Raw genomic sequence first — 14,260 nt, 5'->3', positions numbered from 1 at the left:
ACCTTATACTGAATGAATCCCTAAGTAAGTAAAAAGTTCTCTTATAAAATCATTCTTTCATCAATGCAATAATACCATATACTGGAACACACGTCTTTATCGTATCGCTTCAAATTTTACTCATAGTCCAGCGGTGGATGTGCTATGACCCTTTCCCCATTCAAACAACTTCATTTTGATGAAAACTAGCCCCCACCTTTAACTACAACATCAGAAATCCTAGACAGCCTTCTAAGGGTTTGAATCCCACCCAAAGGCATTCACATACTCCTATCAAAGCCGTTCTCCTAATAATATTTTCATTATTAAAAAGTATACTTTTTGACAATGAGTAATCATTCAAATGTGGAGCTATAGGCGCTTCATAAAGCAATCAGTCTGATTGCCACCTTCTGGCTCGTGAAGTATTGAATCACGGCTTAGAGGGCTTTTTAGGCGTTCTGGTGATGTTGTAAAGCCAGGGGTGAGGTGGTTTATATCGTCTATGCTCATGTCGGTTTCATAAATGCCGTCAACACTTCTACAGCCCCGGTAAGGATGAATTATGATACGATACGATTACACATAATAATTCCAACATATGGTACAATTGAATCATTAAATCAGGGTGGTAAGAAGGCGATTTTAATGAAAGACATGCAATACTTCATTTGGATTGAAGCGGAACATTGGTCTCAAGGAGAATGGAACATATACGATGGTAATACTGATGCAATAGTTACATTTGAAGATGGGTCAAGATGGGTTGCTTCATTTTTTACGTACAAGAACATACAGACTCTCGCAGAAAAGAATCAACAAACTGGAGAGTGTTTACAAGGAAAGTATTTTTGGGGTAGTGACATGGTACTGGTGGATGAATGCAGTCGTAATCGCATTGAAGAAGTGATTGAGCATTTGATACTCAAAGGAGACTTTCAAGTTATATYTGATAAATGTGTCGAGGTTATCATAGACGAATGAAGGCAGGATTCTAAGCTAAGGGGATTGTTTAGCATGGCAATGCAGAATGTATTGAAGCAAGTCGTAAAAGAAACGATTGCTCCCTTGTTGAAGGAAGAAGGGTTTAAGAAGCAGGGCAATAACTTTGCCCAAGTATTTTCTGACTTCTCAACGACAGTGAACATTCAGTCATCAAAGTGGAATACACAAGATGAAGTTGAGTTCTTTTTCAATACAGGCATTTATATAGAGGAATTATTCGGAACAGTTCATCTATACCCGAAGCCAACTTTTCCAATGGAAATAAATTCAGTTTTACGGATTCGTGGCACTGAACTAACGAAAACCGATAGTTGGTACAAATTGACTATCGATACTAACGTTGAACAACTTAAACGAATGATAATAAAAGACATTGCAGAGTATATACTTCCTCACCTTCGGCAATTTGAAAGTATTTACGATGTAATCAGAGTAATGGAGTTACGTGAGAAAGATGGGATTTACCAGAGTCCCCACCATTTAACGGTAATCTACTGCTCAATAGGTGAAATGGAAAAAGCACAGGAACGCATGTCAAGAGTGTTTAATGAATTGAAGTTGGACTCGCAAAAGGGATTTGCTAGAGGATTGGCAGACCGATTAGGTCTACACGTATAATAAAGAAGTAAGGGAAACCACTCCATCCTCAGAGTGGTTTTTGTCTTTATATGCTGATGTATATTTTAGGTCAAATAGTACTTTGTGCTTAGATACATTGCGGTGACCTGTAATACAAATAGACGCGATAAAACAAACGTCCCACCAGGCTCTATTGCCCGTAACTTGAACAGGCTGCCCATTTAACTATACTTTAACGTAATGAAGCTACCGATCTTGCTGGTAGCTTCGTCCAATAATGTTTATTCAACTCTAGTTTCCCGGTAACTTAATGAAAGCCTAATCTAGCCTCCTTTATTACTTTACGAAGGAACTTATCTCTACGAATTATCCCTCAAAAACCCCATGTACTCATCAAACTTCTTTAAGTCATCAAGTGCATCCTGTATTATATCTTCTACTTCTCCGTAAATTCCTTCAGTAGCTAAATAATATCCGTCACTTAACCGATCTAAAAATGAAAATTGATCTACTGCTTTATCTGACATGCAACCTTGAGTATACAAGCTATAAATGTATGTAAAAAAATTATCTACAGTGATATTTTTGTTAATAAATTCTGATCGTATTTTACCCAACATTATATACATTGGGAGTTCAAATTCATGATTGGCCATATAAAGATTTTAGAATTGATAGTATATCTTCAATCGACTTTGAGCCCGATAGGGAGAGTTCAATAAATTCATAAGGAATGTCATATTTATCAATACAGTTATCCGCCCACTGGATGATATCATCTTTATTTTTATAACTCGTTGCTAAGGCAAGATAATAAAAACCTGCAAGTATTCTTAAGTTATCCATATGTTTTCAATCCTTTGTAGAATTTCATACTTCGTAAAACTATTCCTTTAGAATTCGTTAAAACTTTGAACTATCCTCCCTTTCGTCTAGAGCAAACTGACCTTTTACCTGGTTGTCTCCTTTAGAAAAATAGAAGCCTTGGAAATAAAAGCAACCCGCCCTAAATTGGGAGGGTTGTACTATTTATAAATTAACTTGTAGATCTCATAAAACTTACGTAAATCTTCCAAGTTTCTAGTTTGTAGTTCGGAAGTGAAAACTTCTAGAAACTCGCTTTTTGCCATTTTACCTGAATTACCAATTTCATTAAATTGAAAGAACTCAGATTGAGACATATTCAAAGCTCTTATAATCTTTTCCACAGTTTCAAGCGATACATTTCTTTCTCCTCGCTCTAGTCCTCCTATGTATGAGCTTTGAAGTTCTGCGAGCTCACCAAGCTGCTCCTGGGTTAACTTTTTAATTTTCCTAATTGTTCTTACTCGTTCACCAATCAATTTTGCAAGGCTTGCCACTTTAACCACCACCTGTTTACTACATTAGGTAAGTCAAAGTTTTTTAAACAGATTATTTAACTATAAATTCCATTGATAAAAGAACTTATAAGTACTATATTGGACATAAAACTTCTTGGAGATGACAAAATGCACCCCATGGCCAGCCAGTATGTAATTGAAAATGTTATACAATATAAAATGCGTGGAAAAGTAGCTTACCAAAGTCATTTACCCGCKGCAACAGCCCTAAACATTACATTCGTAAAACCCTTTGATGATCCTTCAGGTAAGGGGTATCAACGTCCAGTTGACCMCAAACGCTGCCATGATTTTGCAGTTTACCTTTCAAAAGGGGCTGATGCTTTATTCACACCTGTATTGCTAAATGCATGTGGAAACTGGGAGTTCTCCTGTTATGACAAGCAGAGACCGAATTATGGAAGGTTACTTTGTAAGGGAAAAGCTTCATTGATGGATGGTCAGCATCGTCTTGGTGGTATTAAAAAGTACGTACAGGAAACAAACTCCGATATTACAATCCCTTTTCTGGCATTTCACTGCCTGGATGATGATGAAGAGATAAGGCTGTTTGATACAATTAATACTAAAGCAAAAGGTATTGGTCTATCACTAAGCAAATATCTGAGAAGAGATTCTGATGATTTGAGTTGGGTTGCAACCGAATTGTTAATGAGAAAGGAAAGTCCTTTTTATCATATCGGTAGTATTATCGGTAAGCGCGTAAAGGGTAGACACATCACGCTACAAAATCTGTATAGAACACTTCATTTTCTTTTCAAAGACGGTGAACTGGTACTTACCCCTAAGGAAGAAAAGCTAAATATAGCTTTGATTTATTATAACGCTATAAAAGAAACTCTTTCAGCAGAATGGCTGGATTATTCTGGTCATCGATTAACACATATCGTATGCCTTGATGCTCTCTCCATAGCTGCAGGCAAAACAATTAAAAAACATTTAGGTAACAACAAAAAGTCTATAGACCATCCATCTTTACTTAAATCCATAAAAAAACTAAAACAAATTGATTGGTCATCAAATGGACCATTGCGCTTTATAAAAGGTTTATCTGGATCGCGAACATTATCAGAAGAATTAACTGAAATAATGATTGGTTAAAAGAGAATGCTCCGTAGAAGGTTTAAAACTGAAAATAAAGCCTGATGAGTTCAGACTATAACTCTATTAATTAGAGCAAGCTAAAAGCCCCACAATGGACTGTGGGGCTTTTAGGATGTGTATAGATAGGACTGGGGAAATAGTATCCAAGTATGATTTTAAATTTCAGCATACAATTCCCCAAAATGTATTTTCATTTGCTCTTTAAGTTGCTTATTTTCCTTTTCAAGATTGCTGACTCTTTTTCTAAGAGAGGCTATGATAACATCCTTCGAAGCATCACTCATATTACGTTTTACTTGCTTTGGGGAAGATAAGCCTAGTTGTTGCTTCCGAAGTGTCTCAATTCTTTCTCGCAAATCTTTATTTTGATAAATAAACCCTTTTGAGATTTTCGCTTCTTCTGAAACTGTATTAAAGTTTATTTTCATTTGTTTTTTTATCATTGTTCGGAGAGCTTCTTCTACTTTTTTAACAGACATTTCTGTTTTAGCTTTTGCGTGGAAGAGAAGCCCTGAGTAATTTGGATTACTATTCGCCATTATAATTCCACCTGCTTCCGTTCTACTTCTGTGTATTCTCGATTTGATTTAGGCATTCCCATAATACCATCTGAACTGGTTAGTGCCGCAGCAATCTCTTTGTATGCTCGAAGTTTAGGTTGAATAACTTCTACCGAACGAATTCGCCCCGTCCTTGTATAAATCTCAATATCCTTTTCAATCTTCTCAATATGTTGTTGGTAATATGGGAGAAACGTTTGATCTACATGCAGACTTGGGCATTTGTTTTTTATACACGGAGCCTCGATATTATCGTTCAAAAAGCTACAATTTATCTTAGGACTTTTTATACAAAACCCATGATCCAATCGAATAGAATCAAGATTATGCCTAATCCATTCTAACTCAAGTTTATTTTCTTCAGCTTGCTGGACTATGTCTGCTTCGATTACACTGCCATTAGTATCAAGCCTAACTGCGCCCAGATTTTTAACTCGTTCCCATTCTTTTCTAACTGTACGATCATGAATCTTCGCATATACAAGCGTCATTTCAGGGCTTAAATGTGCCATTAATTTTTGTACATGAAGGAGACTCATCCCGTTATTAATTAAAGTAACCCCATAGCGATGACGAAACGCATGATTATTAAATCTATAAATTTCACCCGATTCACCCATGATATTGCAGTTATGAGCCATCTTGTTCAAATGATAAGAAATTGTAGTTCTGAGATATGGTTGTCCTTTTTTCTTACCTGAAAAAATAGGAAATAAATAGTCATCTGGGTTTTCGCTTTCCTGCATATTTTCGCTGATATAATCCTTTTGCGCCTTTACCAAATTTGCAATCTCTTCGGAAATCGGGACCTTATGATATTGCTCATTTACTTTTCGTTGATCACCCGAAATCCAATATCCGTCTTCCTGATCCAATAAACAATTTAATTTTAATAATAAAATATCACAGCCGCGAAATCCGGTTGCTTCCATCAATACAATGACTGGAACGATTTCACTCGGTAGCTGATGGAAATTATCTATTACCTGATTCCAAATATGATCAGGGATATATTTAAGATTTTCAGGTTTAGTTTTTGTTTGTTTCGATTTATCCACTGGAAGAATTAACTTCTTTCTATGCATTCCAGGGGCCTCTTCAAACTCATGTTGTTGGAGATATTGAATAAATGTCTCTAACGTATTAAGGCAATGGTTGATGTGACTTTCAGACGCGGACTTTCCAACATTTCTCCCAATATTACTCCCTAAACCCATGGGATTTTCCACAATAAACCTTATAAACCCTATGATGTGGGTTCTATTCAGTGCATTTAAGTTAACCCAATTGGGATAATATTGATCAATATAGATGAAAAATGTCTTTAATGCATTAAGTGAATAAAGAGCGGTACTCCAAGCGAGCGACTGCTGAATAACAACTCTTTGACAAAAATATGTTTTTACTATTTCTCTAAAAGGAAGACCGATCTTTCGAAAATCCATATGATAGTGAGCACTTGTTTTGTTAAAATCAATACCTAACTTACGAACATCCCACCTATCTCTCTCTATTTCAGAGCGATTGTCGTTTAGATTGCTAATAAATTCATACAACATGTTGTAAAATGTGATTCGTGCCTCATAGCATGTGCTGTTTTCTTTTAGGCTTAAAGAGGAGACATACAACCTGAATTGAGGTAAGAATTTCTCGATTGGCACATCTAAAATAGATGAAATGCCCGGAAAATTGTTTTTAATAAATTCACCCAAATCTCTTAATGCAGGCGAGTAGGTACTCCATACTGTACTAACCGATGCTTCTTCACTAGTCAAGCGATTATAAATGAATTTTTTCAATTCACTTATCAATGTTTCACTTTTAAAAACTTGAAAATCAATTATTCTTCGGGAACTAGGGAATCTAGTATTGCCTGGATACTCGCTAAGTCTCCATATATCAGAATMATAATACCCCCGAAAATCTTGGGTAATATGCTCATMTAGATCCAATGCTTCGAAATTGACCCTTTGAACCGAATTTTCTATGTTTCCCACCCAATATCGACCACCTAGAATTAGCGTTGAGGATATTCCCTTTTTTCTTTAGGGATTCCCATAATACCATTACTCACTTTAATTTCTTGAACGATTTGTTTATATCTCGCTAGCTTAGGGGTAATAATTTCAATTGAACGAAACCGACCAGTTTCTTTATATACCTCAATATCATTTTCCATTTTATTTATTTGTTCCTCGTAATAATCAATAAACGTGCTGTCTACATGAAAACTCTTACACTTATTCTTAATACATGGAGGATCTAAGGTAGACTCAGAAAAATCGCAATGTTGACTTGGGAGCTTAATACAAAAACCATGATCAAGGCGTATTGAGTCCATATTATGTCGAATCCATCGTAGCTCAATACCAATTTCGCTAGCATGCTGCTCCTTTTCTGTAGATTGCATTAATCCATCTGAATTAAATCTTAAACCGCTATTCTTCCTGGACTTTTCCCACTCAATACGAAGTGTTTGATCAAGTAGTTCTGCATAGAGTAGAGTGATTTCAGGACAAGCATGAGCCATTAGCTTTTGAATATGAACGACATTCATGCCGTTATTGACCAAAGTTACACCATATCGATGGCGAAAAGCATGGTTATTAAACCAAAAAACTTCACCATTATTATCAACAATTTTACATTCAAACGCCATATTATTAAGATTCCGACTAACAGTAGAACCAAGTGGTGGTAACCCTTTTCTTTTTCCTCTTGTGATAGGAAATAGGTAATAATTAGGGTTATCCTCGTTGGACAACGAGTTATTAATAAATTGAATTTGAGCCTTTACTATATCAGCAACTTCTTTTGAAACAGGAACTTTATGATCAATTTTCTCAACTTTTCTTTGAAGTCCTCGAATCCAAAACCCATCTTCCTGTTCTAATAAACAATCCAACTTTATTTGCAGAACATCGCATATACGAAAACCGCTTGCTTCCATAAGTATAATTATTGGCACCATTTCTGAGGGAAATGAACTAATATTCTCAACAACCTGATCCCAAACATAATCGGGAATATAATTTAAACTATCTGCTTTCCTTTTTTTTTGCTGTGGTCTATCTTCTGGCAAAATTAATAGTTCGACATCCTTTAGAGGCGCTTCTTCAAATTGGAAAAGCTGAATGTATTGTAAAAATACCTCTAAGCCTATAATAGTTCTATAAACACTATACTCAGATCTTTTAGAACCAGCTTTTGAGCTATTTCCTCCCATAGGCGTAAATCGGATATGTTTAATAAATTCATTGATATCCGATCTGGATAGATTCCTTAGATTTCTCCAATCAGAATGCCGTTGTATGATGAATCTGAAAAATAAACGAAGACTAGCTAGATAATAAACAGCCGTTGCCGGCGCTAAATCTGCTTTGAGAAATACACGCTCATGAATATACCTTTTACACAACTCCTTGAATGTTACCGGTATTAAAGTGAAGTCTATGTAACGTTCTCCAGAAGTAATATTGAAGTCAATATTCAACTTACGGATATCCCATCTATCCTTTTCTAATTCCTGTACATTATCATACATCTCTTCAAAAAAAGAGTAGATGGATTTGAATGCTGTTAAACGCATATTATCCGACGTACCGGCAGACTGCCATCTTGAGTTTGACTGAGTAAGGTATCTTTTACTTATTATTGGTTTTCCAATTTCCAACAGATATGTCCGAAAACGTGTAAGAAATTCCTCTAATGGAAGTTCCGTAATGGATTCCATACTAGGATAATATCTGTGCAAGAAATTCCCAAGACTTTTTAGAACACTGCCATAATTTCTCCAAACCGTAGTGACTGTCAATTCATCAGTCGATAACTTATAGAAAAAATAATATTTAATTTCATTTTTGATTGCAGAATTTTGAAGGTAACCAAAATTTATCCCTCTAGGGGTCTTAATCCATTTTTCTTCTTCTTTCTCGTCCAATAAAGGAAAATCGATTGCTGCCCAAATGTCATTTTCGTAATAACCGACTACCGCAGTATTAATTAATTGCAAATGCTCATTGGAAGGTTTTAAGTTATAAGTTGGATTTCTCATGATTGTTTTTCCCTTGTTTTTTTTCTTGAGCCGCCTGATACTCCTGTCGAATCGTCTCATCTGATGGATGGATATACAGATCAATCGTTGTTTGAACTTGTGCATGTCCAAGCAGTTCTCGCAAAATAGCTGCGTCGACCCCATTTTTATGTAATTCAGTGGCATAGGTATGCCTTAGCATATGGGGTGTAAAATCTATACCACATTTTCCTTTAATCCGTTTGACAAAAGAACGTACCGCTCTATCCTGCAAAGGTTCACTCTTGTTAGGTCCAGTTAGATTGATAAAGACAAAGTTTGTATCAACATCAGCTGCATGGATATCAAAAATATACTCTTGAAATAAATTCATCGTGTTTTCTGAGACATAAACGAGTCTTCCTTCTCCTGCAACAGTTTTTGAATCTCTTACTTTTATGCTATTGCTACCAATATCGAAATCCTCGATCCATAGAGCAATCGCTTCGCCAATTCGTAATCCACCTTCGTATAATATGTGAATTAAGAGTTTATCCCGCATATTACTACAAGCATTATGTATCTGTTCTATCTGTGTTTGAGTCAGAGTCTTGACTGTTCGTCTAGGTGGCTTGACTTTCAGAATATTCTTAGCAATCTTTTTACCTTTTGTTATGTGATGGAGAAAGGACTTGAAAGTCACACCTTTTCTTGAAGACTCTTTGGTGACACCTTTCAAAATATCTTGGTCAATTTCATCTGTACGCATTAAAAAATCATAGAAGCCCACAACACAGGTAATAACAGGGTTTACTGTGTTCTCGGATCTCTTAGCTACAACAGGCGCAATTGGTGAGACTTTATCCGTCCTATAAGGACTTCTTAACCATCCGATAAATCGAGCAAGTGATCGAAGATTTGCGTTTGTGTATGATTGGTCAGTTTCATTTAAATATTCAAAATACAGTTTCATATGATAACAATATGTTTTGAGGGTATTAGGTGCTCTACCGATATCATCTAGATATTTGAGATACTTGATTACAGGGATAATAGGAGAACCATCAGAATCTAATAACATATACCTAGTTTTACCTTCTCCATTAATAATGGGAACAAATACTTCTTGTACCTTCATAAATCCCCCTTCTCCTAACATAAATATAAAAACAAGCTCCCGCGCCTTCGCTTGGGCTACATTTACCACTCTTTACTAAATATATCGTTATAAACTATAAAAACTATAATAGTTTAATATAGATAATAAAAATATAAAGAAAGAAAAAAGAAGTAGTTACTAACATTGTATACGTTAATAACTACTTCTTATTATAGTCTAAATAAGTCAGCCAAGAAGATCGTTCGTTCCCCACCCTTGTTCCCCTTACTCATCGCAATTCCCCCCGCATATTCATCAGCATAGTCATAAGCTCAGCCTTGACCAAACTACGAAGCATCGTGAAATGATGAATGTAACCTCGAACTTTGTATTCGACTTGAATCCCTAAAGCATTCATTTCCGTGTGAATCACCTTAATCTCTCGCTGCTTCATCTTGCTTTTCAACTGTTGTAATTCTGGATAAATCCCCATCTCAACCTCTCTGAGATAGAAAAGAATATGATTATAAACAATTTTATCTTTATAAACCTTAAGCTCCTCCATGTCTCTTGCTAGCATATCAAGCAAAATCGGCAACAGTGTGTATTCCTTAATCATTTGAACATCCTCTTCTGTCTCTACTCTTGATGAACCACTCATGTTCTCACCACCATATGCGAACATATATTCGTTTTTCCATATTATATACCGAACACGTATTCGTTATGCAAGTGGTTTTTTGGATATTTTTTAACCAATAAAAGGATGAACTACAGTTAATTTCAATTACTCTACCTAATTTTTACCTATTTATTGAAAACAAGCATCGCCTTACCGCCAATTTGTGCCAAACACTTGAAGTCGCACCCAGACATGTCATATTAAATATTCATCATTCAGGCGGATGTCCAAGAGTTCAGGTAATTGCCTGCATTAAATAGTTTAGAAACCTATAAAAAAGGACCTTACGGAGTTTACCCAAAGGCCTTTCGCAGCTATTTCATTAGATCAGTAAGCGTAGCAGCCATTACACCAAATATCACAGGAGAGCTTTGTGTCACCCCTGTTATGCCCACATCGGCATAGCCAAAAACGCCACAAACAGAGCATCTCACGCTCCACATGTGGCATTTTCATCATGCAGCTATCGAAATATAGACCATAATCGAATCAAGTGAAACGTGTTGTTCGGATCAATCTTTTGCGCCAGGATAAACGTTAAAATCTGGTGTGTCTGGTTCCCGCTGAGTTTCTCACCGAAAATACCCGCAGCAAGACCGATTAGACGCGTAACCTTCGCCGTGTTTTGTAAATCTGCCTTCGTGACGCCTTGCAGCAGCATTTTAATGCGTTCCTTTACCTCAGGGTTTTTCATCTTGAACTTTACACGCTCCACGAGCGCAGGATCGATGCCATATTGCTGATAACTCATACCCGCACCTCCGATACCCGTCATGCTCCTATCTTATGAGTGAATGTAGGCAAACTTGACTGAGGCCGATGCATATAAAAAAACCTATGACGTTAGTTTTAAGTGGTACAAGCCATTTTGCAGCAAAATGACCAGTACTCGGGTGGCTTTCCTCTTCTATGAACGCAGCGCGTGCGGATCCGGAGGCGCGTTGAGGTACCTATGCATCGCGGCGGTGTCGTATAAATGGAAAAGGTACAGCTAAATTCGAGCTATTTATCGAAAAATAACAATTAACTGGATTTCATGCATGTATTCTGATCAAAAATGCGAAGAACTTCTAAAATCATTGATTTTACCTACATAATATCCATCTAATCTTCAATTTTGGAAGTTTTCAAAGAAAATAGCTGGCGTTTTTCCAGTTAAATTGTTTAGGGGTAGGTGCGCGGCCGGCAAGGAGGGGCTTGGAGTTCAGGGGTTCAGGAGTTGAGGTTCAGGTTCAGGTTCAGGTTCAGGTTCAGGTTCAGGTTCAGGTTCAGGTTCAGGTTCAGGTTCAGGTTCAGGTTCAGGTTCGGGTTGAGGTTCAGATTCAGATTCAGATTCAGGTTCAGATTCAGGTTGAGGTTCAKGTTCAGATTCAGGTTGAGGTCGAGCTTCGGGGTTCGGAGGTTCTCAGTTAGCCATCCCACCTAACATCCCACAAAAAAACAGCCACCGTTCCCGGCAGCTGTCCCTTCATTTACATATACATGGCGATGAGAATGACGCAAATGCAATTTAACGCAATGAGTAGCGGAAAGCCCACAACAAACGAAGTATGCTTCGTTTTGTGACGCCACATGCGCATGCCGAGCCAACCGCCTATCCCACCGCCGAGAGCAGCGAGTAGAAACAGGCGTTTTTCCGGTACGCGGCGTCCGCCTTTTTTGGCTTGTCCTTTGTCATGTCCMATCTCAACAAACGTAATGATATTCATCAATAATAAATAAATGAGAAAATAAGTCACGGCCGTACACCTTCATTCCCCTAAAATAGTGCAACTACTCCTATCTTAAAAGGGAACGCGCTAGGGGTCAACTTGTGTCCCCACCATGATCTACTAATCTAGCACTTCGCTGTCAAAAATATGAGCCCGCTCCAAATACGCCCTGAGCGGCATGAACGAAGCTCCCGTCCAGAAGGTCGAGTCGCCGACTAATTCAGCCGCATCATCGCGCGCCTGCTCCATAACTTCGAAATCCGCCATCATATCGGCGATGCGGAACTCCGGCAGCCCGCTCTGCTTCGTGCCGAAGAAATCCCCCGGCCCGCGCAGCTCGAGATCGCGCCGCGCAATCTCGAAGCCGTCGGTGGTCTCCGTCATCGCCTTCATGCGCTCCTTGCCGACCTCCGTCTTCGGGTCGGCGATGAGCACACAGAAGGACTGGTGCTCGCCCCGCCCGACCCGGCCGCGCAGCTGGTGCAGCTGTGACAGGCCGAAGCGGTCGGCGTCGTAGATCACCATCAGCGTGGCGTTCGGCACGTCCACGCCAACCTCAATCACCGTGGTCGACACGAGCGCCTCCACGGTGCCTTCCTTGAAGGCGCGCATGATCGCTTCCTTCTCCTGCGCGCTCATACGCCCGTGCAGCAGGCCGATCCGCATCTGCGGAAAATGCTGCTGCAACTGAATGTGGACATCGATCGCATTCTGCACGTCCAGCTTGTCCGACTCCTCGATGAGCGGACAAATAATATACGCCTGACGGCCTGCGGCCACCTCGCGCTGAATAAAGCCGAGCACACGCTCCAGCATCGCATGCTGAACCGCGTACGTCTTGATCGGCTTACGTCCCTTCGGCAGCTCGCGCAGCGTCGAAACGTCCATGTCGCCGAACGCCGTAATCGCCAGCGTGCGCGGGATCGGCGTCGCCGTCATCGTCAGCACGTCCGGATTCATCCCTTTGCGCCGTAGGATGCTGCGCTGGTTCACCCCAAAGCGATGCTGCTCGTCCGTCACAACGAGACCTAACTGGCGGAAATACACATCCTCTTGAATCAGCGCATGCGTCCCAACCAACACATGGATCAAGCCCATCTGTAAAGAGGCCAGCAGATCCCGTCGCTGGCGGTCTGTCACGCTTCCGGTCAGCAAAGCGACCTGCAGCCCATAAGGCTCGAACAACGTGCTGAGCGAGCGATTATGCTGCTCAGCKAGGATCTCCGTCGGCACCATCAGCGCGCCTTGGTAGCCAGCCGTAACCGTCGCGTAGAGCCCTATAGCCGCGACGATCGTCTTCCCCGCACCGACATCGCCCTGCAGCAGTCGGTTCATCGCGTAGGGCTCCTGCATGTCGTGCAGGAGCTCACCAACGACCTTCTTCTGCGACTCCGTCAGTTGGAAGGGGAGCGCGCGCACGAAGGCGCGTACAGCAGGCAGATCAACCTGCTGCTTCAAACCATCCGTGCGGCTGCGCGTCACCGCCCGGTAAGCCTGAAGCTTGAGCTGGAAGAGGAACAGCTCCTCATACACCATGCGCCCCCGCGCCTGCTTGCCCTCCTCCACGCCACTCGGCGTGTGGATAATAGCCAGCGCCTTGCTGCGCGACATAAACCCATACCGGTCGGTGATACTCGCCGGCAGCACCTCACGGATCAAGGCGCTGTACTGTGTCAGCGCCTGCCCTATGATCTTACGCATCCATTTCTGCGTAATCGTGCCCGCAACAACCGAATACACCGGCTGAATGGTGCCGGTGTTCGAATCCCCTTGTCCGGGAAACTCCGAATCGGACACACTCATTTGCCGACGCTTGGCGTCCCATTTGCCAGTCAGAACAATCTCCTGCTGTGGCCGCAAGCGATCCTTCAAGAAATGGCGATTGAACCACACCGCCGTCAACAGAAAATCGTCGACCATCACCTTACAGGATAGACGGGATTTGCCGCTGTAGCGCTGCAGCACCGGTTCCCCAATGATATAGCCCTTCACGGTGACACGGTCGCCATCCTTCACACTAGCTAAATCACGAACCGTGTAATCCTCGTAACGAAATGGCACATATTCGAGTAAATCCATAACTGTAAAAACGCCCATGGCGTTTAGCTCAAGTGCTTTTTGAGCGCCAACTCCATGGACTTCACGT

The 14,260-nt window shown here is 40.2% G+C and carries 15 protein-coding genes; 3 read left to right on the top strand and 12 right to left on the bottom strand.

From position 1 onward, the window contains the following. Positions 1 to 627: 627 nt before the first annotated feature. Together AC1DLM_RS32405 and AC1DLM_RS32400 are read left to right on the top strand one after the other, a co-directional pair. Positions 628 to 963 (top strand): hypothetical protein, encoded by a 336-nt coding sequence (locus tag AC1DLM_RS32405; RefSeq protein WP_477572289.1) that lies wholly within the window; start codon positions 628 to 630, stop codon positions 961 to 963. A gap of 33 nt (positions 964 to 996) precedes the next feature. Further along, complete coding sequence (locus AC1DLM_RS32400) at positions 997 to 1,602, top strand: DUF4304 domain-containing protein (RefSeq protein WP_441992536.1); 606 nt, start codon at positions 997 to 999, stop codon at positions 1,600 to 1,602. Positions 1,603 to 1,922: 320 nt separating this feature from the next. Here AC1DLM_RS32400 and AC1DLM_RS32395 read toward each other — a convergent pair whose 3' ends face one another. The 3 genes from AC1DLM_RS32395 to AC1DLM_RS32385 form a co-directional block, all read right to left on the bottom strand. Then, positions 1,923 to 2,090, bottom strand: coding sequence for a hypothetical protein (locus AC1DLM_RS32395; protein WP_441992535.1), 168 nt, complete (start codon positions 2,088 to 2,090; stop codon positions 1,923 to 1,925). Between the two features lie 115 nt (positions 2,091 to 2,205). Then, a complete protein-coding gene (locus AC1DLM_RS32390) occupies positions 2,206 to 2,409 on the bottom strand; it encodes a hypothetical protein (RefSeq protein WP_441992534.1) in 204 nt (67 codons plus the stop codon). Positions 2,410 to 2,588: 179 nt separating this feature from the next. Then, the gene (locus AC1DLM_RS32385; RefSeq protein ID WP_441992533.1) at positions 2,589 to 2,924 is read right to left on the bottom strand and encodes a helix-turn-helix domain-containing protein; all 336 of its coding nucleotides are present in this window, start codon (positions 2,922 to 2,924) and stop codon (positions 2,589 to 2,591) included. A 129-nt stretch (positions 2,925 to 3,053) separates the two neighbouring features. Between AC1DLM_RS32385 and AC1DLM_RS32380 the strand changes: the two genes are divergently transcribed. Beyond that, positions 3,054 to 4,046: a DGQHR domain-containing protein gene (locus AC1DLM_RS32380; protein WP_477572288.1), complete on the top strand. Its 993-nt coding sequence runs from the start codon at positions 3,054 to 3,056 to the stop codon at positions 4,044 to 4,046. Between the two features lie 158 nt (positions 4,047 to 4,204). Here AC1DLM_RS32380 and AC1DLM_RS32375 read toward each other — a convergent pair whose 3' ends face one another. The 9 genes from AC1DLM_RS32375 to recG form a co-directional block, all read right to left on the bottom strand. Further along, positions 4,205 to 4,588, bottom strand: coding sequence for a DUF6262 family protein (locus tag AC1DLM_RS32375; RefSeq protein WP_477572287.1), 384 nt, complete (start codon positions 4,586 to 4,588; stop codon positions 4,205 to 4,207). After that, entirely contained in the window at positions 4,588 to 6,606 is a 2,019-nt protein-coding gene (locus AC1DLM_RS32370) for a tyrosine-type recombinase/integrase (protein ID WP_477572286.1), read from the bottom strand. The genes AC1DLM_RS32375 and AC1DLM_RS32370 overlap by 1 nt, the downstream gene beginning before the upstream one ends. Before the next feature lie 20 nt (positions 6,607 to 6,626). After that, the gene (locus tag AC1DLM_RS32365; protein WP_477572285.1) at positions 6,627 to 8,663 is read right to left on the bottom strand and encodes a tyrosine-type recombinase/integrase; all 2,037 of its coding nucleotides are present in this window, start codon (positions 8,661 to 8,663) and stop codon (positions 6,627 to 6,629) included. After that, positions 8,644 to 9,759 carry a tyrosine-type recombinase/integrase gene (locus AC1DLM_RS32360; protein ID WP_477572284.1) on the bottom strand — a complete coding sequence of 372 codons (1,116 nt, stop codon included), beginning with the start codon at positions 9,757 to 9,759 and terminating at the stop codon, positions 8,644 to 8,646. The genes AC1DLM_RS32365 and AC1DLM_RS32360 overlap by 20 nt, the downstream gene beginning before the upstream one ends. A gap of 250 nt (positions 9,760 to 10,009) precedes the next feature. Then, the gene (locus tag AC1DLM_RS32355) at positions 10,010 to 10,381 is read right to left on the bottom strand and encodes a YhjD family protein (protein WP_063795520.1); all 372 of its coding nucleotides are present in this window, start codon (positions 10,379 to 10,381) and stop codon (positions 10,010 to 10,012) included. 484 nt (positions 10,382 to 10,865) lie between these two features. Next, positions 10,866 to 11,153: a stage VI sporulation protein F gene (locus AC1DLM_RS32350; RefSeq protein ID WP_171635563.1), complete on the bottom strand. Its 288-nt coding sequence runs from the start codon at positions 11,151 to 11,153 to the stop codon at positions 10,866 to 10,868. A gap of 461 nt (positions 11,154 to 11,614) precedes the next feature. Further along, on the bottom strand, positions 11,615 to 11,824 hold the full coding sequence (locus tag AC1DLM_RS32345) for a hypothetical protein (protein WP_477572283.1): 210 nt from the start codon (positions 11,822 to 11,824) through the stop codon (positions 11,615 to 11,617). 50 nt (positions 11,825 to 11,874) lie between these two features. After that, the gene (locus AC1DLM_RS32340) at positions 11,875 to 12,141 is read right to left on the bottom strand and encodes a DUF1294 domain-containing protein (protein WP_477572282.1); all 267 of its coding nucleotides are present in this window, start codon (positions 12,139 to 12,141) and stop codon (positions 11,875 to 11,877) included. A 93-nt stretch (positions 12,142 to 12,234) separates the two neighbouring features. Further along, the coding region (gene recG, locus AC1DLM_RS32335; RefSeq protein WP_477572281.1) for an ATP-dependent DNA helicase RecG at positions 12,235 to 14,260 on the bottom strand (2,026 nt) is incomplete at its 5' end.

The organism is Paenibacillus sp. 01T442, assembly GCF_056398345.1.
The sequence above is the reverse complement of the archived record's forward strand: the minus strand, read 5'-3'. Positions and strand labels throughout refer to the sequence as shown.

What these genes read in the sequence shown, in the direction of transcription:
- AC1DLM_RS32400 (WP_441992536.1), top strand. Translation starts at nt 997, where the DNA reads ATGGCAATGCAGAATGTATTGAAGCAAGTCGTAAAAGAAACGATTGCT.
- AC1DLM_RS32395 (WP_441992535.1), bottom strand. Translation starts at nt 2,090, where the DNA reads ATGTCAGATAAAGCAGTAGATCAATTTTCATTTTTAGATCGGTTAAGT.
- AC1DLM_RS32390 (WP_441992534.1), bottom strand. Translation starts at nt 2,409, where the DNA reads ATGGATAACTTAAGAATACTTGCAGGTTTTTATTATCTTGCCTTAGCA.
- AC1DLM_RS32375 (WP_477572287.1), bottom strand. Translation starts at nt 4,588, where the DNA reads ATGGCGAATAGTAATCCAAATTACTCAGGGCTTCTCTTCCACGCAAAA.
- AC1DLM_RS32365 (WP_477572285.1), bottom strand. Translation starts at nt 8,663, where the DNA reads ATGAGAAATCCAACTTATAACTTAAAACCTTCCAATGAGCATTTGCAA.
- AC1DLM_RS32360 (WP_477572284.1), bottom strand. Translation starts at nt 9,759, where the DNA reads ATGAAGGTACAAGAAGTATTTGTTCCCATTATTAATGGAGAAGGTAAA.
- AC1DLM_RS32355 (WP_063795520.1), bottom strand. Translation starts at nt 10,381, where the DNA reads ATGAGTGGTTCATCAAGAGTAGAGACAGAAGAGGATGTTCAAATGATT.
- AC1DLM_RS32350 (WP_171635563.1), bottom strand. Translation starts at nt 11,153, where the DNA reads ATGAGTTATCAGCAATATGGCATCGATCCTGCGCTCGTGGAGCGTGTA.